Below are 23,865 nucleotides of genomic sequence, written 5' to 3' on the forward strand. Positions count from 1 at the left end.
GTTTAAGGTGCGCAGGCTCCTGGCAGGAGGAACTCCCATGCCACCCGCGAGATTCAACGGCAGAATTATTCATGGAACTTCTCATTCTTCTTGGTCTGGGCCTCACGGCGGGCACATTTGCGCTGCTGAACGACGATGACGACAGCGGAGATTCCGAGGACGGGAACACAGACGAACGTCAGGGAAGCTCCGATCCAGAACCGGAAAATTACGAAAGCAACGAGGCCGCAACCATTACCGCCACCGATGCAGCGAATGACATCATCGGAGGCAGCCAGGATCAGTCGATCTTCTTGCGCGGCGGCGACGATTTGGCAGAAGGACGCGGCGGCGACGACCGGATCTTCGGGATGGATGGAGAGGACTTTATCGTCGGCGGTTCCGGAGACGACTGCCTGCGCGGCGGAGCGGACAATGACTTGCTGATCGACAACGCGGGATCGGACACGATGCACGGCGACAGTGGCAACGACCTCATCGCGGCGACGTCCACCTTCGATGGCGAAGGGCTCGCGGGGTTCTACCGCGGCGTCGCGGATGGCAGCATTACCGATCCCGCCAGCGTCAACGACCATTACTCTCCAGACACCGATACCGACAGCAACGCAGACAGCGTGTTCGGCGGCGGCGGCAATGACAGCGTGATCGCCGGTGAAGGCGATACGGTCTCTCTGGGCAGCGGCAACGACATGCTCGCAGTCGGCGACTGGCATCAGTCCGATGACGACCCGGTATTTGTCACCGATTTCGATACCAGCGAGGACGTGCTCGTCTACTCGCACGATGGCGAGGGCACGATGCCGGACCTCTTCGTCATGCATCTTGAAGACGGGACCGGCGGCGGCCAAGGCTCGGCGCTTCTGTTTGCCGACAACGCCCTTGTCGCACGGATGCCGGGTGCAGGAGGCCTGCTGTCGGTCAGCGACATCAGCATAGTAGAGCGGACACCAGAGAGTTCCCTGCTGTCCTGACGGCTATTCCAACAACCGTGGGAAGGGAACGGCCTCAGCGCCCCTCAAACTTCGCGGGGCGCTTTTCCATGAAGGCAGTCACGCCTTCCATGAAGTCGCGGCTCTTGCCGCATTCGCCCTGCAGATGCGCCTCGGCCGAGAGCTGTTCCGGCAGGGTGCGGTTGGAGCTTTCGCGCAGCGCGGTCTTGATCGCGCCAAAGGCGCGGGTCGGCCCGTTGGCCAGATATTCCGCGCGGGCGCGCCAATGCGCCTCGAAGCGGTCGTCCGGCACCGCCTCCCAGATCATCCCCCAGTCGCTGGCCTGGCGCGCGGTGATCGGCTCGGCAAACAATGCAGCGCCCATCGCCTTGGCAAGCCCCATCTGGCGCGGCAGGAACCAGGTGCCGCCGGCATCCGGCATCAGGCCGATACGGGCAAAGGCCTGCATGAAGAAGGCGCTCTCCGACGCAATCACCACATCCGCAGCCAGCGCCAGATTGGCCCCCGCGCCGGCGGCGGCACCTGTCACGGCCGAAATCGTCGGCACCGGGCAGTCATAGACCGCTTCCAGCATCGGGGTGTATTCATCGCGCAAGGTGCGCTCCAGATCGAGGCTGCCGGCGCTGTTGGCATCACTCAGATCCTGGCCCGAGCAGAAACAGCCGCCCGCGCCCGTCAAAACCACCGCCCGCGCCTCCTGCCCCGCGAGCCGCATCGCATGGGTGATCTCGGCCCGCATCTGGCTGGTGAGCGCGTTCTTCTTCGCCGGGCGGTTCAGTGTGATCACTGCCAGCCCGTCTTCCAGCGCAAACAGAATTTCCTTGTAGTCCATAGCGTGCCTCACCTTGATTGCGGCGGCCGCGCGGGCGGCCGGTTTGCCGGCATGGTGACGCAAAGCCTGCCCGCCGGAAAGGCGGACCCGGCGTCATTTGTCGAGGATTTGCTTCAGCCGTTTGCGCTCTTCTTCGCTCAAGCCCCGCTCGGCGGCCTTAGGCGCGCGGGAACGGTTGCGGACATAGACCGCGCCGATCCCCAGGGCACAGAGCAGCATCAGGGGGCCCGCCGCCCACAACAGCCAGTTGGCCCCGCTCACCGTGGGCCGCAGCAGCACGTATTCGCCGTAACGGTCGACGATGAACGCAATCGCCTCGCGGTCGCTGTCCCCCGCCTCCAGCCGCTCGCGCAGGAGAACGCGCAGGTCACGGGCCAGATCGGCATTGGATTCATCGATGCTCTCGTTGCGGCAAACCAGGCAGCGCAGGTCCTTGGACAGCTCGCGCGCGCGCGCCTCCAGTGCCGGATCGGCAAGCACCTCGTCCGGCTCCACTGCGCTGAGCGGCAGCGGCGCCAGCAGGCTGACGGACACCAAGGCCGCCATCACAAGCGGTATCAGCCGTAAGCGGGTCATTCGGCCGGCACTCCTTCGGGGCGGGACTTGCGCGCGCCTGCGGCCACCCGGAAGCGGCGGTCGCTAAGGCTCAGCAACCCGCCAAGCGCCATCAGGATGCAGCCGCCCCAGATCCAATTTGCTAGCGGCTTGATATAGGTGCGCATGGTCCAGCCGCCATTGTCCTGCCGGTCGCCGATCACCACGTAAAGATCGCGGGTCAACCGGTAGTCGATCGCGGCTTCAGTGGTCGGCATCCTGGCGACTGGATAATCGCGCTTCTCGGGGTAGAGCGTCGCGACCGGGCGGCCCGCGCGGGTCACCTCGACCCGGCCCATGGTGGTGAAATAATTCGGCCCCTGCGCGCGGCTGACATCGGCCAGTTCCAGGCTGTAGGGGCCAACCATGAAGGGCGCACCCACTTGCGCCACGCGGATATCCTCCCGCTCCCAGGCGGTGAGCCCGGCGATGGCAAAGATGGTGATACCCAGCCCCGAATGCGCCAGCGCCTTGCCCCAGTCGGCCCGCGGCAGCCGCGCGAGGCGCCGCAGCCGGTCCGCCTTGCCGGCGCGCAGCCAGAGATCGGTGAAGGCGCCAAACACCACCCAGGCGCCAAGGAACAGCCCCACCGGCCCCAGCGCGGACCGCCCGGTCTGCATTGCCCAGGAAAGAACCGCAAGCGCCACTGCCAGAACAAAGACATAGCGCAGATGCCAGGCCGCCCGCCCAAGCCGGCCGCGTTTCCAGGGCAGCATTGCGCCGACGGGCAGGATCAGCCCCAAAACTACCATGAAGGGGGTGAAGGCCGAATTGAAGAACGGCGGACCAACCGAAAGCTTCCGGTCAAAGGCCATCTCGGCCACGATCGGCCAGAGGGTGCCGAAGAAGACGACAAAGCAGCTCACCGCCAGCAGGATGTTGTTGGCCACCAGCGCGCTTTCGCGGCTGACCACGCCAAAGACGCCCTTGGCCTCCATCGCCTGCGCACGGGCGGCAAAAAGCGTCAGCGCGCCGCCGGTAAAGAAGGCCAGGATGAACAGGATAAACACGCCGCGCTCGGGGTCATTGGCAAAGGCATGCACCGAGGTCAAAAGCCCCGAGCGCACGATAAACGTGCCGATTAGCGAAAAGCCAAACGCCAGGATCGCCAAGAGAATGGTCCAGCTCTTCAGGCTTTCGCGCTTTTCCACCACGATGGCCGAATGCAGCAATGCAGCCGCCAGCAGCCAGGGCATGAAGGAGGCGTTCTCGACCGGATCCCAGAACCAGAAGCCGCCCCAGCCCAGTTCATAATAGGCCCACCAGGACCCCAGCGCGATGCCTATGGTGAGGAAAATCCAGGCCGTCAGCGTCCAGGGCCGCACCCAGCGCCCCCAGGCGGCGTCGATGCGGCCTTCGATCAGCGCAGCGACGGCAAAGGAAAACGCCATCGAAAGCCCGACATAGCCGAGGTAGAGGAACGGCGGATGGAAGGCGAGCCCGGGGTCCTGCAACAGCGGGTTCAGGTCCTGCCCGTCAAAGGGCGGCACCGGCAGCCGCTCGAAGGGGTTGGACGTGAACAGAATAAATGCGAAGAAAGCCACGCCAATCGCCGCCTGCACCGACAGCACCCGCGCTTTCAACGTGGGAGGCAGCCCGCCGCCAAACACCGAGGCCAGCGCCCCGAACAGGGCCACGATCAGCACCCAGAGCAGCATCGAGCCCTCGTGATTGCCCCAGGTGCCGGAGATCTTGTAGAGCATGGGTTTGGCCGAATGGCTGTTGAGCGTTACCAGCTTGAGCGAGAAATCCGAGGTGATGAAGGCCCACATCAGCGCGCCGAAGGCAAAAGCGGTGAACAGGAACTGCGCCTGCGCCGCCGGCTCGGCCACGGCCATCCAGCCGGGCCAGCGCTTCTGCGCACCGATCAAGGGCACCACCATCTGAACGAGGGCGATCATGAAGGCGAGGATAAGGGCGAAGTGGCCAAGCTCTGTAATCATGCCTCCCCTATATGCCGATCCGGCAGGGCCGCCAATGGGCATCGCCGCGCCACGCCGCCGCAGTGAGCAAATTGTGATCAGCCGCGCAGCCGCTTCCACTCCTCCAGCGCCGGGTTGGCGTCGGGTGCCGTGGCGTCCAGCCGGGCCGCGGCATCGGTGCCGGTGGCGGCGGTGCCCGGTTGCGGCCGCGCGGCGCGCAAGGTCTCCAGCACCGCGATATTGCCCGCCGCCTCAGGCAGGCGGGCCATGCTGGCGGCAATCCCCTCCTGAAACTGCTGTGCCTTCACCTGGTGCCGCGCCCCGAAATAAAAGGAGACGATGACGCCCAGCAGCCACCACAGCGGCTCGGGCACCAGGGCGATGCCCTGCATCCGCGCGGCAAACCACAGGGGATCCACCAGCGCCGCCGCCATCAGCCCGATAGTCCCCAGCGCCAGCATCGGCCGCGGCAGGCGGTTGACCCCGTCCATGAAACGGTCGAACCGCCCCTTGCGGCCGGGCCGGAACTCGGCGCCGAACTGCGAAAGCGCCGCTGCGCGCAGCTCGTAGGCGCGCGACGCGCCGGCCTCAGCGTTTTCCCGAAAGACTTCAACTGTCTCCCGCAACACATTACGCTGGCCGCCAAAAACCATAGCCAGAAACTCTCTGATCAGCCCCATGACTTGGTCCTCTCGGTAAATTGTTCCGGGCTCAGGTGATAGCGCGATGACATGAACTCTTCGGCCCGCTTGATCCAGCCGCCCTTGCCGCCCGCGCGGCTGCGTGCGTATTTGCGGCTGGCCGGGCGGCGGTCCGCGAGGCGGAAATAGTAGTTGCGCCGCGCCACGCCGTAGGCATCGCGCAGAGCCGCCGTCCCGACCGCTGCCGCGCGTGCCGCCGCATCGGCGGTCTTCGGGCCGATCACCCCGTCCGCGGTCAGCGGGTAGCCCATCTGCCCCAGCAATCGCTGCAGGATGCGCACCGCATTGCTGCCGGCATTCACATACATGTCAAGTACCGGCGGCTGCAGGCACTTGGGCAAGAGGTCGATCCGCGGCTTCTCGAAGTAGTGGCGGATGAAGATCTCCGCGGCCTGCGCGCGGCTCAGCCGCTGCAGATCGGCAACCCCCACCGCGCCGTCGCCGTCCAGATCCAGTCCCAGACGGCGCAGCGTCGTGAGCGTCACCCCGTGTTTGGTTGCCCCGCCCGGATCGTCGGGGTCATCCACAAATCCGCCCTCGCGCGCAACGATGGCGTCGGCAATCTCTCTGACCGTCAGCATGGCACCTCACCTTTTGGGAAACCATGCTGCCGAAGGCGTGCTAACCCCGCCTCACCACAGCGCCCGCGGCCCGCGCAACGCGCCCGAAACCCGGATCCGTCAGCCGGTGAGACCCGAAGCAAAAACCCCGCAGGACCGAAGTCCTGCGGGGCGTTCTTCGACCTGGGAAAACCGCCAAACTCAGCTCTCGGGCTCCTTGTAGACCCCCTGCTCCTTCAAGGCGTCCATGACTTCCTTGGGCATGTAAGTCTCATCATGTTTGGCAAGGATTTCAGAAGCTTCAAAGACACCATTCACGTAACGACCGGTGCCCACCATACCCTGGTTCTCCTCGAACAGGTCAGGCAGCACGCCGGTAAAGGCAACCGGCACCGTGGCGCCGCCATCGGTCACCGCAAAACGCACGGTCTCGCCCTGGCCGCGCTGGAGGCTGCCTTCCTCCACCAGCCCGCCAATGCGGAAAACTTCATCCGGCGTGGGCGGCGCGTCCATCACCTGGCTGGGCGAGCGGAAATAGTTGATGCCGTCGCGCATGGCATAGCCGATCAGCACCGTCGACACCGCCAGCGCCAGCGCGGCCACAGCAATGACCTGGATCCGGCGCTGTTTCTTCAGGTTCTTCATCGTATCCTCTTCGTCACCCCAGACCGCGTGCCCTGCCCCGGTTTAAGGGAACAGCGGCGCCATCATCAGGCCCAGGGTCTCCTCTTCACCTAACATCAGGTTGGCATTCTGCAAGGCCTGGCCGCTGCTGCCCTTTGTCAGATTGTCGAGCGCGGCAAAGACGATGGCGCGGCCTTCGATCCGGTCCGCAGCGACGCCGATATGGCAGAAGTTGGAGCCGCGCACGTCATGGGTCGAGGGCGCGGTGCCAAAGGGCAGAAGCTCGATGAAGGGTTCATCCGCGTAGGCCTTGGCGAAGGTATCATAGATCGCCTGGGCATCGCCCTTCACGTAGACGGTTGCGAGGATACCACGATTGGCGGGCATCAGGTGCGGAGTGAACTGCACCTTGACCGGGCGGCCTGCCAGCTTGCTGAATTCCTGGTCGAACTCGCCCAGGTGCCGGTGGGTGCCGCCGATGGCATAAGCGTTGTAACCCTCGCTCAGCTCCGCATGCAGCAGGTTTTCCTTCAGCGCGCGCCCGGCGCCGGAAACTGCGCATTTCAGATCGAGGATGATCTCGTCCAGGTCGATCACCCCGGCGGAGATCAGCGGCCGCAGCGCAAACTGTCCGGTGGCCGCGTTGCAGCCGGTGCCCGCGACCAGCCGCGCCGCGCGGATCTCGTCGCGGTAGAATTCGCTGAGCCCATAGACCGCTTCTTCCTGCTGCTCCAGCGCCGCATGCGGATTGCCGTACCATTTCTCGTATCCGGCCGGGTCGCGCAGGCGGAAATCAGCAGAAAGGTCGACGATCTTCAGATCCTTCGGCAGCGCGGCAATCACCTCCTGGCTGGTCTTGTGCGGCAGGGCGCAGAAGCAGAGGCCGATGCCGGAAAAGTCGATCTCATCAATCTTGCACAGCGTGGGCAGATCCATATGGCGCAGGTGCGGGAAGACCTCGGCCATTTCCATGCCCGCCTTGCGCTCCGCCGCCAGCGCCGCGATTTCGATGTTGGGGTGCTGAGCGATCAGCCGCACCAGTTCGGCGCCGGTGTAGCCGGAAGCGCCCAGAATTGCCACTTTATGGGTCATGTCGGACCTCGTCTTTAGAATGCCGGGCCGGTTCCGCAGGTGTTTCGGAACCGGATAAAGGGGAGAGCCGCCGCGCGCCTTGATTTGGGACAATGCCGCGGCGAGGGCTGCTTACGCGGCCTGGAAATTAATTTCCCGTCGCAGGAACTGCGTCGCGCGGTCGCCGACGCGGCCCGGGTTGCCAGTGGTGAAATAGCCGCCGGTGCCGTTGCCATACATATCGGGGTGGCGTTGCAGGTAGTCGGCGAGACTGTCGGCCACCAGATCGCCCTGGCTGAAGACCTTGACCTCCGGGCCGAGTGCCGCCTGGAAGACATCTTGCATCAGCGGATAATGGGTGCAGCCGAGGATCGCCGCTTCAGGATGCGGCATCTTGCGCTTCAGTGCCTCCACATGGCTGCGCACCAGCGCCTCGGCCAGGATCAGGTCACCCTCCTCGATCGCATCGACCACGCCGCCGCAGCTTTGCGCCTCCACATCGACGCCGATGGCGCGGAAGGCCAGTTCGCGCTGGAAGGCGCGGCTGGCGACGGTGGCGGGGGTTGCAAACAGCGCCACATGCTGCACTGCGACTTCGCGCGGCGGCGAATTGTCGCCCCACTGCCGCTCGGTCAGCGCTTCGATCAGGGGCACGAACACGCCAAGCACGCGCTTGCCCTTGGGCAGGCCGCCCTCCTGCATCCGCCGCAGTGCCGCGGCAGAGGCGGTGTTGCAGGCCAGAATCACCAGGTCGCAGCCCTTGTCCCACATGTTCCGGACCGCCGCCGATGTCAGCTGGTAGACGTCCTCGGCGTCGCGCACGCCGTAGGGGGCATGGGCGTTGTCGCCGTAATAGAGGAAGTTCACATCCGGCAGACGATTCTGCGCGGCGTTCAGGACGGTCAGGCCGCCGAGGCCTGAATCAAAGATGCCTACAGACATAAAGCTCTCTCACACGCGGGTGGTGGAGCCCGGCCCTTGCGCGGGGTCCGGGCGGTGCTAAGGACAGCTCTTACGTGGATTTGCGCGGGAAATCCACGCCTTTCGCCAGCCGCAGCGCCGCAGCCCGCTGCGCGGCTCCTGCCGGATCAGAGGCGGTGCTTCTCCTCGAACTCGAAGCCCCGAAGCTCTGGGTCCAGCGGCTCGGGCGAGAGCGCGTAGGTGGCCTGGCGCAGGTAGGCCATCATCGCGCGGGCATCGCCTGCCAGCGGGTCCAGCACGCAGCGGCTGATCGGCTCCCCCACGGCCACCCGCACCGGGGTGCCGATGCGGGTCCTGAACTCCTTGATAAGAAGCCCCATGCGCAGGGTCGTGTGCAGGTGGCTCGCAATCTGGAACAGGCGCGAGGTGTGGCCGTCGAAATAGATCGGCACCGCCACTGCGTCGGATTTGGTCAGCATTCGCGCGGTGAAGCTGCGCCAGCCCGGGTCCATCGGCCGCGAAAAGGGCTTGGCCGCGGTAGAAACCGTGCCGCCCGGGAAGATTCCGATGGCGCCGCCCTGGCCGAGGTAATCGAGCGCGGTTTTGCGAGTTTCCAGATTGGTGCGCAGCGCTTTCTTGGTTCCGGCAAAGTCCACCGGCAGGATGATCCGGCTCAGGTCCCCCGCCCTGCGGAACACCTGATGCGCGAGGATGCGGAAATCACCGCGGGCCTCATGCAGGATATGGCCCATCATCAGACCGTCGAGAATGCCGTAGGGGTGGTTGGCAATCAGCACCACCGGCCCGTCCCGCGGGATGTTCTGCAGCGAGCCCGCCACCACCTCCAGTGTCAGCCCGTAACGCTCCGCCATCACCGACCAGAAGTCGCGGCCCTCGGCCAGCTCCGCCTCATAGCCGCGCGCGCGGCCGATCAGCCCCAGCCGGCCGGTAGCGTTTTCCATCAGCCGGATTACCATGCGCCCGCTGCGGCTTTCGGCAGCATGGGCATAAGAAATGTCGCGGGCGAAGTGGTAGCCTGTCGTCATGCGCCGGTCTCCGTTAGCGGTTCGATCCCCCAGCGGCGGGGGTGCAGCGTAGCGTAGCGGGGCGCTGTAACAGCGCCATGACCGCGGAGGCCCGGTCTTCGTGGAGAGGCTGCCGATTGTGGCTGGCACCCGGGGCTTTGCCCCGGACCCCAGGGTATTTTCGGCCAGAAAGTAAGGGGGAAGAGTGGCCGCGGGCGCGAGGCCCAACGGGCTGGAGGCAATCTGCGATTGCGGCCAGGCGGGCGGGAGGGCCCCGTCCGCCTGCGTGGCGCAGGGCGGCTTATTCGGCCGCTTTTTGCATCGCGGCGCCCGGATTCCGCAGCGTGGCGAGCAGCTCTTCGCGGCGCTTGGCGGCCTTTTGCTCGTTGGCCATCTTCACCGGGCCGAAGCCGCGGATCTGCAGCGGCAGCTCGGCCAGGGCGGTCAGCGGCGCGATGATGTCCGGGCCGGCCTTGGGCAGCCATTCGGCCATGTCGGCCTCATACTGCTTGATCAGCGCGCGTTCCATCTTGCGCTCGTCCGTGTAGCCGAAGACATCCAGAGGCGTGCCGCGCAGGCCCTTGAACTTGGCCAGAAGCCACAGCCAGCGCTCCATGCCGGGGCCGAACTTGCGCTTTTTCGGGCGGCCGTTCGGATCCTTGCCGCCAAGGATCGGCGGGGCGAGGTTGTAAGAGATCTTCAGATCGCCCTCGAACTCGGCTTCCGCCTTCTCCCGGCTCGACAGAAGCAGGCGCGCCACCTCGTATTCATCCTTGTAGGACAGGAGCTTGTGGTAACCCTTGGCCACCGCTTCCTTGAGCGCAGGATCTTCGATGCCGTCGAGCATCTTCATGTAGCGCTTCGCCAGCCCCTTGCCCTGGTAGGCGATGAGGTGATCGCGGCGGAAGGCGATCTTTTCGTCCAGCGTCCTGGGCTTTTCGACCACTGTGTCGGGCGCGAACAGCTTCGCCGCATCCGCCGGGTAAAGAACCGCCCAGCGGCCGATGTCGAAGGCGCGCAGGTTCTTTTCTACCGCGGCACCGTTCAGCGTGATCGCTTCGGTGATCGCCTCAAGGCTGACCGGCACCAGGCCGCGCTGCCAGGCGCCGCCAAAGACCATCATGTTGGAGAAGATCGAGTCCCCCATCGTGGCGCGCGCCAGTTCGGAGGCGTCGAACAGCGCCAGCCGGTCGCGCAGCCGGGCCTGAAGCGCCACCTGCAGCCGGTCTGTGGGCAGGTTGAACTCGGTGTTGCGGGTGAAATCGCCGGTGATGATCTCGTGGCTGTTCACAACCGCACCGGTCTGGCCGGTGGCGGTGAGGCCCAGGGTCTTGGCGCCGGCACTCACCACCAGATCGCCGCCGATCAGGGCATGGGCTTCGCCGGTTGCGACGCGGATGGCCGAGATGTCTTCGGGCTTCTCCGCAATGCGGCAGTGGATATGCACCGCGCCGCCCTTCTGGGCGAGCCCGGCCATTTCCATCAGCCCGGCCCCCTTGCCGTCGATCTGCGCCGCCTGCGCCAGCACCGCGCCGATGGTCACCACGCCGGTGCCGCCGACGCCGGTGATCACCACGTTATGGGTGCCATCGATGGCGGGCAGCTCGGGCTGCGGCAGCTCCGGCAGGACCAGGCTGGCGGTGGCTTCCTTGCGGATCTTGGCGCCCTCGACGGTCAGGAAAGAGGGGCAGAAGCCGTTGAGGCAGGAGAAGTCCTTGTTGCAGGACGATTGATCGATGGCCCGCTTGCGGCCCAGCTCGGTGTCCTTCGGCACGATCGAGACGCAATTCGACTGCACGCCGCAATCGCCGCAGCCTTCGCAAACGTCGCTGTTGATGAAGACGCGCTGGTCGGGATCGGGGAACAGGCCCTTTTTGCGGCGGCGGCGTTTTTCGGCGGCACAGGTCTGGATGTAGATGATGGCAGAGACGCCTTCCACCTCCTCGAATTCGCGCTGGACATTCATCAGCTCGGCGCGTTCGTGCATCCGCATGCCGGACGGGAACAGCTTGGCGTCGACGTCTTCCTTTTCGTCGTAGACCACGGCAATGGTCTTCACGCCCATCGCGGTCAGCTCATGCGCGATCCGCTGCGCGGTGAGCCCGCCTTCGGCCTGCTGGCCGCCGGTCATCGCCACAGCATCATTGTAGAGGATCTTGAAGGTGATGTTGGTGCCTTCGGCCAGCGCCGCGCGGATCGCCATCACGCCCGAGTGGTTGTAAGTGCCGTCACCGAGGTTCTGGAACACATGCTTGCGCTTGGAGAACGGTGCTTCGCCGATCCAGTTCGCGCCCTCGCCGCCCATGTGGGTAAAGCCCGTGGTCTCGCGGTCCATCCACTGCACCATGAAGTGGCACCCGATACCGGCATAGGCGCGCGAGCCTTCCGGCAGCTTGGTGGAGGTATTATGCGGGCAGCCGGAGCAGAAATAGGGCAGCCGGGTGGCGATTTCCTCGGCGTTGTCGGCGCGGCGCGCCTCGTCGAGCTTGGCCATGCCGGCGCGGATCGCCTCGGTCTCGCGGCCTTCCTCGGTCAGGATGCCGCCGAGTTTTTCTGCAATCATCACCGGGTCGAGCGCATAGCGGGTCGGGAACAGCTCCTCGCGGTGCATGCTGCCCGCGCCGCCCTTGTACCAGCCATAGACCCGGCGGCCCTGGCGGTCGTCGAACAGCGCTTCCTTGATCTGGATCTCGATCAGCTTGCGCTTCTCCTCGACCACCACGATGAGGTCCAGGCCTTCGGCCCAGTCGTGGAAGCCCTTCATGTCCATCGGCCAGGTCTGGCCCACCTTGTAGGTGGTGATGCCCAGGCGTTCGGCCATGTTCTCGTCGATATTCAGCAGCTTCAGCGCATGCACCAGGTCGAGCCAGTTCTTGCCCGCGGCGACAAAACCGATCTTGGCACCGGGCTTGCCCCAGACGCGCTTGTCCATTTTGTTGGCGTGGCTGAAAGCCTCGGCGGCGAAACGCTTGTAGTCGATGATGCGGTCTTCCTGGCGGAAACGGTCATCACCCAGGCGGATGTTCAACCCATCGGGCGGCATGTCGAACTTCGGTGCCACCAGCTGCATCCGGTCAGGCTGCGCGTCCACAACCGAGGTCACCTCGATGGTGTCCTTCATCGTCTTTAGGCCGACCCACAGGCCGGAGAACCGGCTGAGCGCATAACCATAGATGCCGTAGTCCAGGATCTCCTGCACGCCTGCGGGGCTCACAATCGGCAGGTAGCAGTCCAACAGAGACCATTCCGACTGGTGCAGCACGGTGGAGCTTTCGCCGGTGTGGTCGTCCCCCATCGCCAGCAGAACGCCGCCGTGTTTCGAGGTGCCGGCCATGTTGGCGTGGCGGATCGCGTCACCGGAGCGGTCGACGCCCGGCCCCTTGCCGTACCACAGGCCAAAAACGCCGTCATACTTGCCTTCGCCGCGCACCTCCGCCTGCTGCGCACCCCAGAGCGCGGTGACCGCGAGGTCTTCGTTCAGCCCGAACTGGAAGGTGACATCCGACGCCTTCAACAGCTTTTCGGCGCGGCTCATCTGCAGGTCCACCGCGCCCAGCGGCGAGCCGCGGTAGCCGGTGACCAGCCCGGCCGTGTTCAGCCCTGCCGCCGCGTCGCGGTGCTTCTGCATCAGCATCAGGCGCACCAGCGCCTGGGTGCCGTTCAGCATGACGGGGGATTTGCTCAGGTCGTATTTGTCGTTGAGCGAGATCTTTTGCGTGCCCATCCGTTCCTCCTCAACCTTTGGATTAGCTTGCTGTGCTGCGCGGCATAATAGGTCATAACTGCTGACCTGCATAGCCGGTATTTTTCGCTTTTCTCTCGCTTGCGCCCATAGAATTGGTACATACGTATGATTTCAGCAAATCACACCCGCAGGCACGGAAAGTAACGCATATGGATTGGGACAAGCTCAGAATATTTCACGCCGTGGCGGATGCGGGCAGCCTGACCCATGCCGGCGACACGCTCAACCTCTCGCAATCGGCGGTCAGCCGCCAGATCCGCGCGCTGGAGGAGAGCTTCAACGCCACCCTGTTCCACCGCCATGCGCGCGGGCTGATTCTGACCGAACAGGGCGAGTTGCTGTTCGACGCCACAAAATCGATGTCGGCGCGGCTGGAGGCGGCCTCCGCCCGCATTCGCGACAGCGAGGAGGAGGTCTTTGGCGAGCTGCGCGTGACCACCACCGTAGGCTTCGGCACGCTCTGGCTGGCGCCGCGGCTGACAAAGCTCTACGAGCAGTACCCGCATCTGAAGATCGACCTGATGCTGGAGGAGCGGGTTCTGGACCTGCCGATGCGCGAAGCTGATGTGGCGATCCGCATGAAGGAGCCGAGCCAGGCCGATCTGGTGCGCAAACGGTTGATGACGGTGCAGATGAAGCTTTATGCCACCAGTGCCTATCTGGAGAAGAACGGCACTCCGGACCGGATCGAGGACATCTCACAGCACCGGCTGATCTGTCAGAACCTGCGCGCCGCACAGGTTGGATCGGCCGCGGTGCTGGGCCAGACACTGATGACCCACAACCCGGGCTCGCTGCTGACCGTGAACAATTACTTCGGCGTGCTGCAGGGGGTGCTGAACAATCTTGGCATCGGCATCCTGCCGGACTACGTGACCGAGGATTTTCCCGAGCTGGTCGAGATCCTGCCGGCCGCCAACGATGCCGATGACGTGCCGGTGTACCTTGCCTACCCCGAGGAGCTGCGCCACTCCCAGCGCGTCAGCGCCTTCCGCGATTTCGTCCAGAACGAGATCATCGCCCACCGCAAGCACATGAAGGAACTGGGGCGCCTCTAACCTCCCCCTCGGCAACGGGCCTGCCCGCAGGAACAGGCCAGCCCCCTGCGCGCTGGGTTTTCCCCGGCGGCGGCGGCCGCGGCGCTGCTAACGGCCCGCTCCGGCGGGCCGGGACAGGCGCACCGCCAGCCATGCAATTTCCGCATAGCAGCCTTGAGCGTCATTTCTCGTTAATTCCCTTGAAGGGGCAATCGCATCACCCTAAATGATCCTTATGAAGGCGGCGGCAGCTGCCCCCCTTCATACCTCCCTGTTGGACTTCGGCCGAGCTTAGTGCTCGGCCTTTTTTTTGGTCAAGTGCTTGGCGTATTCCGGTTTTCTGGCGTTGGACGCGGCCGGCCCGTTAGGCTGATGCCCCGTTCCTTGCAGAACCATTCAATGCCGTCACGCGGACCCGGCCAGAAATCTGCCGAAAACTCTGCAACTGCACGGAATTCCGCCGCCTTCAATGCCCTCCTGCCCGTTTCTTGCGCTTCGCCTTGCACCCCGCGCCCCGCCGCGCGTGAGCGCGGCGCCACGCCCAACGGGGGCCGCTGTGCCCTGCACAGCCTGCGCCCCGGGCGGGAGCGCCCCGCCTGCACCGCGGCGCAGCAGCTGCATCGAGGCGCGCTGGAATTTCCCTTCCCCCGCGCCCCTCCTTGCCCTACAAGGCGCGCAATCGCAGCCAATGGGGACGAATACGGATGCAGGAACCCGCCATCACGCCGGAACTGATTGCCAATCACGGGCTCAAGCCCGATGAATACGACCTGATCCTCGACATCATCGGCCGGGAGCCGAGTTTCACCGAGCTGGGCATTTTCTCGGCGATGTGGAACGAGCACTGCTCCTACAAGTCCTCCAAGAAATGGCTGCGCACCCTGCCCACCGAAGGCCCGCAGGTGATCTGCGGCCCCGGCGAGAACGCAGGGATAGTGGACATCGGCGACGGCGACGCGGTTGTCTTCAAGATGGAAAGCCACAACCACCCCTCCTACATCGAGCCCTATCAAGGTGCCGCCACCGGTGTTGGCGGCATTTTGCGTGATGTCTTCACCATGGGCGCGCGCCCCATCGCCTCGATGAACGCGCTCTCTTTCGGCGAGCCCGCGCACCACAAGACCCGGCAGCTGGTCAACGGCGTGGTCGAAGGCATCGGCGGCTACGGCAACTGCTTCGGCGTGCCCTGCGTCGGCGGCGAAGTGCGCTTCCACCCCGCGTATAACGGCAATTGCCTGGTCAACGCATTTGCCGCGGGTCTCGCGCGCACGGACGGTATCTTCTACTCCGCCGCCTCGGGCATTGGCATGCCGGTGGTCTACCTCGGCGCCAAGACCGGCCGCGACGGGGTTGGCGGCGCCACTATGGCCTCGGCCGAGTTCGACGACACCATCGAGGAAAAGCGCCCCACCGTGCAGGTTGGCGACCCCTTCACCGAGAAGCGCCTGATGGAGGCGACGCTGGAGCTGATGCAGACCGGTGCGGTGATCTCGATCCAGGACATGGGAGCCGCGGGCCTCACCTGCTCTGCGGTGGAAATGGGCGACAAGGGCGGCCTCGGCGTGCGGCTCGACCTCGAAAAGGTGCCGCAGCGCGAAGAGAACATGACCGCCTACGAAATGATGCTGTCCGAATCCCAGGAGCGCATGCTGATGGTGTTGAAGCCCGAGCTGGAGGCCGAGGCCAAGGCGGTGTTCGAGAAATGGGACCTCGACTTCGCCATCGTGGGCGAGACCATCGCCGAAGACCGCTTCCTGATCCTGCACAACGGCGAAGTGAAGGCGGACCTGGTGCTGTCGAAACTGTCGTCGACCGCGCCGGAATACGACCGCCCCTGGCAGGAGGTCACTCCCCCCGAGGCGCTCGCGGATGAGGACGTGCCCACCATCGATCCCGTGGACGGGCTGAAAGCGCTGATCGCCTCGCCGAACTACGCCGGCAAGCAGTGGGTCTACGAGCAATATGACACCACCGTGATGGGCGACACCGCCCGCCGCCCCGGTGCGGGCTCCGGCATCATCCGGGTGCACGGCACGGAGAAAAAGCTCGCCTTCACCTCCGACGTGACCCCGCGCTACGTCAAGGCAAACCCCTTCGAGGGCGGCAAGCAGGCGGTGGCGGAAGCCTACCGCAATCTTTCGGCTGTGGGCGCCAAGCCCTTGGCAAGCACTGATAATCTCAACTTCGGCAACCCCGAGAAGCCGGAGATCATGGGCCAGTTCGTCGGCGCCATCAAGGGCATCGGCGCCGCCGTGGCGGCACTGGACATGCCGATCGTCTCCGGCAACGTCTCGCTCTATAATGAGACCGACGGCCAGGCGATCCTGCCCACCCCCACCATCGGCGCGGTCGGCCTCATTGCCGCCGGAGAGGAGCCGATCATCGGCGAGGTCCGCGACGGCCATGTCGCGCTGCTCATCGGCGAGACGCAGGGCCACCTGGGCCAGTCCGCACTGCTCGCCGAGGTCTTCAACCGGGAGGACGGCGATGCGCCGCACGTCGACTTGGTAGCGGAGAAGCGCAACGGCGAGTTCATCCGCGCCAACCGCGAGTTGATCAAGGCCTGCACCGACCTCGGCGACGGCGGCCTTGCACTCGCAGCCTTCGAGCTGGCCGAGGAAGCGGGCGTCGGCGTGCAGATCGACGCGGGCGATACCCCGACGGTGTTCGGCGAGGATCAGGCCCGCTATCTGGTGGCCTGCAACTTCGACCAAGCCGAGGGGCTGATGCTGGCCGCGGGCCAGGCCGGAGTGCCGATTGCCACAGTCGGCAAGTTTGGCGGCGACACGGTGAGGATCGGCGGCTCCGAAGCGCCGCTGGCCGAACTGTCGGAGATCTTCCGCTCCAGCTTCGCCGCCGCCGTCGCCTGACGGGCGCTGGCCGCATTAAACTAACGGGCGGGATGGCATGGCCTCCCCGCCCGCATTGCCCGAAGGTGCTTAGGCGTTGACATCCCCCGCGCGCACAGGATTTCCCGATACGGGCGTCTCCGGCACGGACCGGAACCTTCCCGGGCTGACAGAGGATTGCAGCCGCTGCGCGGCCCTCTGCTGCCTTGCCTATCCTTTTGAAGCACACGAAGACTTCGGTCTCCTCAAGGACGCGGACACCCCTTGCCCCAACCTGGGCGAAGACTTCCGCTGCACCATCCACGATGACCTCGCCGCCTGCGGCTTTGGCGGCTGCGTTGCCTATTCCTGCGCGGGCGCCGGCCAGCGGGTGACGCAGGAGCTGTTCAGCGGTGAGACCTGGCGCGACGACGAGGACCTGCTGCCGCATATGACCCGCGCCTTGCGCGTCCTGCGCCCGATCCACGAGGCGCTTCTCGTCTTGCAGGAAGCCGCGTCCCTGCCCTTGCCCGCCACGCTGCAAACCCGCTGCGCGGCGCTGATCCGGGCGCTCTGCCCCGAAGGCACCACCTCGGTCTGGGATTTCGAGGAAGACGCCGTGCAGGAGGCACTCGCCAGTGTGCCGGACTTCGTCGAGGCGGTTGCGCCTTACGCGCCAGACGCCTCCTGATCCTGCTTGCAGAGCTCCCGGCCTCCCCTTACATTTTTGGAAACAGACAAAGGACTTCCCCGCATGCCTATGCAAGCCCACGAAATCGAAGAATTGCTGCGCGAAGCCTTTCCCGAGGCCAAGATCCAGGTCGGCGGCACCGACGGGGTGCACATGTCCGCGATGGTGATCGACGAAAGCTTCCGCGGCAAGAACCGCGTTCAGCAGCAGCGCGCCGTCTATGCCGCGCTGAAAGGCAAGATGGACGGCTCCGACGGCGAGCTGCACGCGCTGGCGCTCACCACTAAGGCGCCGGAGTAACCGCCCGCGGCGGCAGCCCCTGGCCGCCGCCAGCGCGATTTCCTGCGCCCGCGGCCTTTTCTTGCCGCCCATTGTGGCTTATCTCGCTCTCGAACACCTTCTGCCGGCCATCATGCGCCTGCACGACGAAAAGGACACCGGACCATGACCGACGCAAAGACCCGCATCGACGAAACCGTCAAAGCCAACGACGTGGTGCTCTACATGAAGGGCACCAAGGAAATGCCGCAGTGCGGCTTCTCCTCGCGCGTGGCGGGCGTGCTGAACTACATCGGCGTGGACTACACCGATGTGAACGTGCTGGCGGATGAGGAAATCCGCGCAGGCATCAAGGAATATTCCGACTGGCCGACCATCCCGCAGCTTTATGTGAAGGGCGAATTTGTCGGCGGCTGCGACATCATCACCGAGATGACCCTGTCGGGCGAGCTGGACGGCATGTTCGAGCAGAACGGCATAGCCTTCGACAAAGACGCTGCCGACAAGATCCGCGAAGCCAACGGCTGAGCTGGGCCGCAGGCCGGAGCAGACAGGAAAGGCGCCCGATCGGGCGCCTTTTTCATTTGGACTTCCGCAAACCGTGTTGGCTACCCACGCCGGATAGCGTCCCCCCGCAGCGGCAATCGCAGGCGGCAACCGGAAAGCCGTGCCGCGCGGGCGACACGCGGCGGCCTTCGGCCTTGTGTCCGATGCCGGGGACAGCCAGTACCGGGTTCTCGGCGGTTAATGCCGCCCGGCGCGTGCAGATCATTCTGCTGCCTCGGACTTGCGAAGGGCTGGCCGGGTGAGCGCCCTTCTTTGCCTGCGGGGATAGCGCGCGGCCTACTCAGGCTGCGCTGCCTTTTCCTCGATCTCCTGGGCCAGCGCCTCGGTGCGGGCGGCGAGTTCGGCCAGGGTTTCGGTGACCAGCGGCGGCACCACCGGCACTTCGATCCGTTCCGGCTCCGGTGCAGGCGCGGCGCGCAGTGCGGCCAGCTCCTGCTCGCGCTCGGCCAGAACGGCCTCCAGCTCCTTGTTGCGTTCCTCCACCGCGGTGGTTTTGTCCGCCAGCATCAGCCCCGCCATCAGCAGCATCCGCGCTTCGGGCATGCGGCCGATCTGGTCAGACAGCACCTGCGCCTCATCGTCCAGCATCTTGGCGGCGGAGTGCAGATAGCTCTCCTCGCCCTCCTGGCAGGAGACCTCAAAGCCGCGGCCGCCGATGTGAATGGTGACTTCCGGCATCAGACTTCCTCTCCTTCGGGCAGGCTGCGCGCATCGGCAAGAAGCGGCTCCAGCTTGGCCAGCACGACGTTGACCTGGGCTTGGTCGCTGGCTTGGGCCGCGCGCAGCCCCTCGATTTCCGCTTCCATCGCGGCGTTGATCAGGCTGGCATCGCCGACGCCTTCGGCATTGGCAGCGCGCAGCGCTGTGTTGGAGGCGCGCAGTTCCTCATTGGCCCGGCGCAGCTGCTGCAATTCACTGTCGAGCCGGATCAGCATTTCGTTCTGGCGGGCCAGCTCGGCGCTCACGTCTTGCGACGCGGGCGCGGCCGCACCCGCAGCCTCGGCGGCCTGCGCCTGCTCCAGTTCGGCCTGCTGCACCTGCTGCTGCGCCTCGGCCACGGCGGCTTGCGCGGTTTCCAGCTGTTCGCGCAGCGCCGCAATCTCGGCCTCCACTGCACCGCCGTCCCCGCCCGGGGAAAGCTCTTCAAGCTCCCGTTTCAATCCGGAATTTGCCGCCTGGGCCTCGGCCAGCCGATCCTCCAGCGCCTCGCGCTGGCTAGCGGCGCCATTGGCGGCGGCTTCCAGCTCGGCTTTCAGCCGCTTTGCTTCGGCCCTCAGCGCCTGTTTCTCGGCCGGGTCGCCGGCCTCGTTGCGCAAGAGCTCCAGTTCAGCCTGCATCGCCGACATGTCGCTGTTGGGGCCGGCCTGGCTTTCCGCCTCTTTCAGGCGGGCATGCAGGGCCTTCAGCCGTTCCTCTAGCTGAGCATTGGCGAGACGTTCCTCTTCCAGCTCCTGCTCAAGCGCGGCATTGCCCGCGCCGCTGCTGGCGGCGGCTTCCGCCGCGCGGGCGATGCCGGCTTCGCGCGCGGCCTCCATCGCCCTGGTGCCGGCGCCGATCCGCTCCAGCGCGGCCTGGATGCGGCCTTGCAACTCTTCAATCTGGTTCATGCCTGTCCCTCACCCGTCCGCCTCTTCCCGCGTTGCCTGTTCCAGCCGGTCTTTGCGAATCGCAAGCCCCCGACCGGGTCCGGTCCGGGGCGCTGTTTCAGGAGTAAAACACCCATCCTTGCCTTTCAACCACTTGCCCGCGGTCCTTCGCGCGGTATCGCAAGGATTGGCGCAGCAGTGCTTGATCTTTGCGGCACCGCTGGTATTCAGCGCAGCGAAGGCGCTACCGCCCTAACCGATCGCCAGAAACGCCAAAGGATATTCCCCGTGGACCTGACCGCCCTGCGCACCGCAAACCCCGACCATTGGAACAAGGCCGCCGCCATCCGCGCTCTGGCGCTGGACGCCGTTGCTGCCGCCAATTCCGGGCATACCGGCATGCCGATCGGCATGGCCGATGTCGCCACGGTGCTGTTTGAAAAGCACCTCAAATTCGATGCATCCAACCCCGCCTGGCCGGACCGTGACCGGTTCATCCTGTCGGCCGGCCACGGCTCGATGCTGATCTACGCGCTCTTGTACCTCGCGGGCGACAAGCAGGTCACACTCGATCAGATCAAGAACTTCCGCCAGACCGGCGCGATCACCGCGGGCCACCCGGAGAACTTCCTGATCGACGCGGTGGAAACCACCACCGGCCCGCTCGGCCAGGGCGTCGCCAATGCCGTGGGCTTTGCCATGGCCGAGGAGATGCAGCGCGCGCATTACGGCAAGAAGGTCGTCGACCACCACACCTATGTGATCGCCGGCGACGGCTGCCTGATGGAAGGCATCAGCCAGGAGGCCATCGGCCTGGCCGGCCGCCACCAGCTGGGCAAGCTGGTCGTGTTCTGGGACAACAACAACATCACCATCGACGGCAGCGTTGAACTCAGCGACCGCACCAACCAGGTGCAGCGTTTCAAGGCCTCGGGCTGGCACGTGCAGGAAATCGACGGCCATGACCCCAAGGCCATCGACGAGGCCATTGAAGCGGCGAAGAAAACCAAGAAGCCGTCCATGATCGCCTGCAAGACCCACATCGCCCTGGGCCATGCCGCGCAGGACACCTCCAAGGGCCACGGCGCGCTGACCGACAAGGACCAGCTGCAAGCGGCCAAGGACGCCTACGGCTGGACCGGCGGTGCGTTCGAGGTGCCGGCGGACATCAAGTCCCAGTGGGAAGAGATCGGCGCCCGCGGCAAGTCCGAGCGCGAAGCCTGGGAAACCCGCTTTGCGGAACTCTCGCAGCAGAAGCAGGACCGCTTCAACCGCGCTTATGCGCTGGAGGCGCCCAGGAAACTGTCCGCCACCATCAAGGCGCTGAAAAAGCAGGTTTCCGAGACGCAGCCCAAGGTCGCGACCCGCAAATCCTCGGAAATGGCGCTGGAAGTGATCAACCCGATCATGCCGGAAACCGTGGGCGGCTCAGCCGACCTCACCGGCTCCAACAACACCAAGACCGGCGATCTCGGCGTCTTCGACACCGACAATCGTAAGGGCCGCTACATCTACTGGGGCATCCGCGAGCACGGCATGGCCGCGGCGATGAACGGCATGGTGCTGCATGGCGGCGTGCGCGCTTACGGCGGCACCTTCTTCTGCTTCACCGACTATGCCCGCCCGGCGATGCGCCTGGCCGCGCTGTCCAAGATCCCGACCGTGTTCGTGATGACCCACGATTCCATCGGCGTCGGCGAAGACGGCCCGACCCACCAGCCGGTTGAGCATTTGGCGATCTGCCGCGCGACCCCGAACACTTATGTGTTCCGCCCCGCCGACACCGTCGAGACTGCGGAAGCCTGGGAAATTGCCCTAACCGCCAAAGAGACCCCCTCGGTGCTGGCGCTGACCCGGCAGAACCTGCCCACCGTGCGGACCGAGCACAAGCTCAACAACATGGTCGAAAAAGGCGCCTATGTGCTGGCCGAGGCCGAGGGCAAGCGCCAGGTGATCCTGATTGCCACCGGCTCCGAGGTCTCCGTCGCGATGGAAGCCAAGACCAAGCTGGAAGGTGAAGGCATCGGCACCCGCGTGGTCTCTATGCCCTGCATGGAGCTGTTTGCCGCGCAGGACGAAGCCTACCGCCGCAAGGTCCTGCCCGCGGGCCCCGTGCGCGTCGGCATCGAGGCAGCTGTCCGCGACGGCGGCTGGGACCGTTGGCTCTTGGGCGAGCGCGGCCAGGAGAAGAAAGCCGGCTTCGTCGGCATGGACCGCTTCGGCGCCTCCGCCCCCGCGGGCGAGCTGTTCGAGCGCTTCGGCATCACCGCCGAGGGCACCGTTGCCAAGGTGAAAGAGCTGCTGGGTTAAAGCTACCGCCGATCTGAAAGCCAAACGCCGGCAGCCAGACGCTGCCGGCGTTTTTGTGTCTCGGGCCCGTTCAGCTTGGCGGGGTATAGACCCCGCTCAGGCTGCTATAGGTCTTCAGGGCATCCTCGAATTCCGGCCAGTCAAACAGTGGCACCGTCTTGAAACTTTCGATCGCCCCGCCAAGGTTTGCCCTCAGCACGATTCCGATAAAGTCGCTTTGCTTGGGGACGTCGCAGATCAGGGCGATATGATGCTCCTGACCGATCAGCCCATAAAACCCCAGCAGCTTTCCGCCTGCAGCCTCGACAGTTTTGCGGGCCATTTCCTCCCGGTTCGATCCGCTTTCCACAATGCTTTTCACAGCCTGCGGCGTATACCGGGCCAGCCACATGAACAGTGCCATGTGTTCCTCCTCGACTTTGTGATGCGCTAAGCCCACACGAGTCCAAACTGCCTGTTTGCCGGACGGCACGAGCAAGGCAAGTATATCACAGATCAGTGACTTGCGCACATTGGAGGAAGAACCAGGGGATACGGTCTCACACGGTTGCCAAAGGCGGCCTGCCCGGCCGGATCAATGTTCCGCAGCTTTTCCGGAGAATTTCGCAATCAACGGCCCGATCACCCTGGTTGCCACCGGGATCAGCAGCAGCCCCAGCGCCACGCCGAACACCCCGTCCATCACCGCCTTGGCGGCCCATTCGACAACCCCTGTCCAGCCTGCAGGCACCGCGTGGCCCACGGCATAAGCCCAGTCGTGGATGTGATGCCCCAGCCAGCCAAAGCCCAGCACTTCAAGCCCGTGAATGATGATCGAGCCGCCAACCCAGAGCATCGCCGCGGTGCCGACCACCGACAGGATCTTCATCAGCACCGGCATGAACTTCACCAGCCCGCGCCCCAGACCCCGGCCGGCCGCCGTATAGGCGTTACCGCTCAGAAACAGCCCCACATCGTCCATCTTCACGATCAGCGCCACCGATCCATAAACCGCCACCGTCACCCCAATGCCCACCACGGCCAGCGTCGCTGCCTGCATCCAGACGTTCGGCGCCTCGATCGCGGCGAGGGAGATGGTCATGATCTCGGCCGAGAGGATGAAGTCGGTCTTGATCGCGCCCTTCACCTTCTGCTCCTCCAGGTGGCCCGGGTCCTTCACGCTCATGTCCTCGTCGATGGCGTGGCTGGCATGCGGGAACAGCACGTGGAAGATCTTCTCCGCCCCTTCGAAACACAGGTAGGCGCCGCCCAGCATCAGAAGCGGCGTGATCAGCCAGGGCGCGAAATTGGCCAGCAGCATGGCAACGGGCAGCAAGAGCACCAGCTTGTTGAAAAATGAACCGCGCGCGATGCGCCAGATGATCGGCAGCTCCCGCGCGGGCGCAAAGCCCTGCACGTATTTCGGTGTTACCGCCGCATCGTCGATGATCACCCCGGCTGTCTTGGCCCCGGCCTTGCCCGCCGCCGCCGCCACATCGTCGACCGAGGCCGCTGCCACCTTGGCAATCCCAGCCACATCATCCAGAAGCGCCAGCAAACCGCTCATCATCCCGTCCCGTCTCTTGGCCCGTGTTTCCCGCACCCTGCCTGCTTCCGGCGCCGGGCACAAGCGTTAGCGCCAC

General features: G+C 65.2%; 20 protein-coding genes and 1 pseudogene. 7 read left to right on the top strand and 14 right to left on the bottom strand.

The annotated features are described in order from the left end of the window. Positions 1 to 71: 71 nt before the first annotated feature. Positions 72 to 971: a calcium-binding protein gene (locus tag ACOHX0_RS15520; RefSeq protein WP_420677962.1), complete on the top strand. Its 900-nt coding sequence runs from the start codon at positions 72 to 74 to the stop codon at positions 969 to 971. 34 nt (positions 972 to 1,005) lie between these two features. On the opposite strand, the gene ACOHX0_RS15525 is transcribed toward ACOHX0_RS15520, so the two are convergent. The 10 genes and pseudogenes from ACOHX0_RS15525 to ACOHX0_RS15570 form a co-directional block, all read right to left on the bottom strand. Further along, the gene (locus ACOHX0_RS15525) at positions 1,006 to 1,782 is read right to left on the bottom strand and encodes an enoyl-CoA hydratase-related protein (RefSeq protein WP_420677963.1); all 777 of its coding nucleotides are present in this window, start codon (positions 1,780 to 1,782) and stop codon (positions 1,006 to 1,008) included. A 93-nt stretch (positions 1,783 to 1,875) separates the two neighbouring features. Next, complete coding sequence (locus tag ACOHX0_RS15530) at positions 1,876 to 2,358, bottom strand: cytochrome c-type biogenesis protein (RefSeq protein WP_420677964.1); 483 nt, start codon at positions 2,356 to 2,358, stop codon at positions 1,876 to 1,878. Next, the gene (locus ACOHX0_RS15535; RefSeq protein WP_420677965.1) at positions 2,355 to 4,319 is read right to left on the bottom strand and encodes a heme lyase CcmF/NrfE family subunit; all 1,965 of its coding nucleotides are present in this window, start codon (positions 4,317 to 4,319) and stop codon (positions 2,355 to 2,357) included. The genes ACOHX0_RS15530 and ACOHX0_RS15535 overlap by 4 nt, the downstream gene beginning before the upstream one ends. Positions 4,320 to 4,396: 77 nt before the next feature. Next, entirely contained in the window at positions 4,397 to 4,978 is a 582-nt protein-coding gene (locus ACOHX0_RS15540) for a holin family protein (RefSeq protein ID WP_420677968.1), read from the bottom strand. Next, entirely contained in the window at positions 4,969 to 5,580 is a 612-nt protein-coding gene (locus ACOHX0_RS15545; RefSeq protein WP_420677969.1) for a holin-associated N-acetylmuramidase, read from the bottom strand. Before ACOHX0_RS15545 ends, ACOHX0_RS15540 begins: the two co-directional genes overlap by 10 nt. 180 nt (positions 5,581 to 5,760) lie before the next feature. Next, entirely contained in the window at positions 5,761 to 6,204 is a 444-nt protein-coding gene (gene ccmE / locus ACOHX0_RS15550; RefSeq protein ID WP_420677970.1) for a cytochrome c maturation protein CcmE, read from the bottom strand. A 42-nt stretch (positions 6,205 to 6,246) separates the two neighbouring features. Continuing rightward, positions 6,247 to 7,275 (bottom strand): N-acetyl-gamma-glutamyl-phosphate reductase, encoded by a 1,029-nt coding sequence (gene argC, locus ACOHX0_RS15555; RefSeq protein ID WP_420677971.1) that lies wholly within the window; start codon positions 7,273 to 7,275, stop codon positions 6,247 to 6,249. A 111-nt stretch (positions 7,276 to 7,386) separates the two neighbouring features. After that, entirely contained in the window at positions 7,387 to 8,196 is an 810-nt protein-coding gene (locus ACOHX0_RS15560; protein ID WP_420677972.1) for a glutamate racemase, read from the bottom strand. A gap of 146 nt (positions 8,197 to 8,342) precedes the next feature. Then, positions 8,343 to 9,221, bottom strand: coding sequence for a lysophospholipid acyltransferase family protein (locus ACOHX0_RS15565; RefSeq protein WP_420677973.1), 879 nt, complete (start codon positions 9,219 to 9,221; stop codon positions 8,343 to 8,345). Positions 9,222 to 9,501: 280 nt separating this feature from the next. Beyond that, positions 9,502 to 12,933, bottom strand: a pseudogene (locus ACOHX0_RS15570) (indolepyruvate ferredoxin oxidoreductase family protein); the annotation flags it as partial. 161 nt (positions 12,934 to 13,094) lie between these two features. On the opposite strand from ACOHX0_RS15570, the gene ACOHX0_RS15575 reads away from it, so the two are divergent. The 5 genes from ACOHX0_RS15575 to grxD all read left to right on the top strand — a co-directional run bounded on the left by ACOHX0_RS15575 (position 13,095) and on the right by grxD (position 18,308). Beyond that, positions 13,095 to 14,003 carry a LysR family transcriptional regulator gene (locus ACOHX0_RS15575; RefSeq protein ID WP_420677976.1) on the top strand — a complete coding sequence of 303 codons (909 nt, stop codon included), beginning with the start codon at positions 13,095 to 13,097 and terminating at the stop codon, positions 14,001 to 14,003. Positions 14,004 to 14,686: 683 nt separating this feature from the next. Then, positions 14,687 to 16,852, top strand: coding sequence for a phosphoribosylformylglycinamidine synthase subunit PurL (purL, locus tag ACOHX0_RS15580; RefSeq protein ID WP_420677977.1), 2,166 nt, complete (start codon positions 14,687 to 14,689; stop codon positions 16,850 to 16,852). Between the two features lie 76 nt (positions 16,853 to 16,928). Then, positions 16,929 to 17,501: a hypothetical protein gene (locus ACOHX0_RS15585; RefSeq protein WP_420677978.1), complete on the top strand. Its 573-nt coding sequence runs from the start codon at positions 16,929 to 16,931 to the stop codon at positions 17,499 to 17,501. A 63-nt stretch (positions 17,502 to 17,564) separates the two neighbouring features. Further along, positions 17,565 to 17,801, top strand: a complete 237-nt coding sequence (locus ACOHX0_RS15590) for a BolA/IbaG family iron-sulfur metabolism protein (protein WP_420677979.1) — start codon at positions 17,565 to 17,567, stop codon at positions 17,799 to 17,801. 144 nt (positions 17,802 to 17,945) lie between these two features. Then, positions 17,946 to 18,308 (top strand): Grx4 family monothiol glutaredoxin, encoded by a 363-nt coding sequence (gene grxD / locus ACOHX0_RS15595; protein ID WP_420677981.1) that lies wholly within the window; start codon positions 17,946 to 17,948, stop codon positions 18,306 to 18,308. A gap of 315 nt (positions 18,309 to 18,623) precedes the next feature. Here grxD and ACOHX0_RS15600 read toward each other — a convergent pair whose 3' ends face one another. Both ACOHX0_RS15600 and ACOHX0_RS15605 read right to left on the bottom strand, forming a co-directional pair. Next, a complete protein-coding gene (locus tag ACOHX0_RS15600) occupies positions 18,624 to 19,025 on the bottom strand; it encodes a cell division protein ZapA (protein WP_420677983.1) in 402 nt (133 codons plus the stop codon). Continuing rightward, on the bottom strand, positions 19,025 to 19,954 hold the full coding sequence (locus ACOHX0_RS15605) for a coiled-coil domain-containing protein (RefSeq protein ID WP_420677985.1): 930 nt from the start codon (positions 19,952 to 19,954) through the stop codon (positions 19,025 to 19,027). The genes ACOHX0_RS15600 and ACOHX0_RS15605 overlap by 1 nt, the downstream gene beginning before the upstream one ends. Before the next feature lie 267 nt (positions 19,955 to 20,221). Between ACOHX0_RS15605 and tkt the strand changes: the two genes are divergently transcribed. Further along, positions 20,222 to 22,243: a transketolase gene (gene tkt / locus ACOHX0_RS15610; protein ID WP_420677986.1), complete on the top strand. Its 2,022-nt coding sequence runs from the start codon at positions 20,222 to 20,224 to the stop codon at positions 22,241 to 22,243. A 70-nt stretch (positions 22,244 to 22,313) separates the two neighbouring features. Here tkt and ACOHX0_RS15615 read toward each other — a convergent pair whose 3' ends face one another. Then, positions 22,314 to 22,646: a GYD domain-containing protein gene (locus tag ACOHX0_RS15615; protein ID WP_420677987.1), complete on the bottom strand. Its 333-nt coding sequence runs from the start codon at positions 22,644 to 22,646 to the stop codon at positions 22,314 to 22,316. A 171-nt stretch (positions 22,647 to 22,817) separates the two neighbouring features. After that, positions 22,818 to 23,789: a DUF808 domain-containing protein gene (locus ACOHX0_RS15620; protein ID WP_420677988.1), complete on the bottom strand. Its 972-nt coding sequence runs from the start codon at positions 23,787 to 23,789 to the stop codon at positions 22,818 to 22,820. Between the last annotated feature and the right edge of the window lie 76 nt (positions 23,790 to 23,865).

Source organism: Cribrihabitans pelagius (assembly GCF_048820915.1).
Classification (GTDB): domain Bacteria; phylum Pseudomonadota; class Alphaproteobacteria; order Rhodobacterales; family Rhodobacteraceae; genus Cribrihabitans_A; species Cribrihabitans_A pelagius.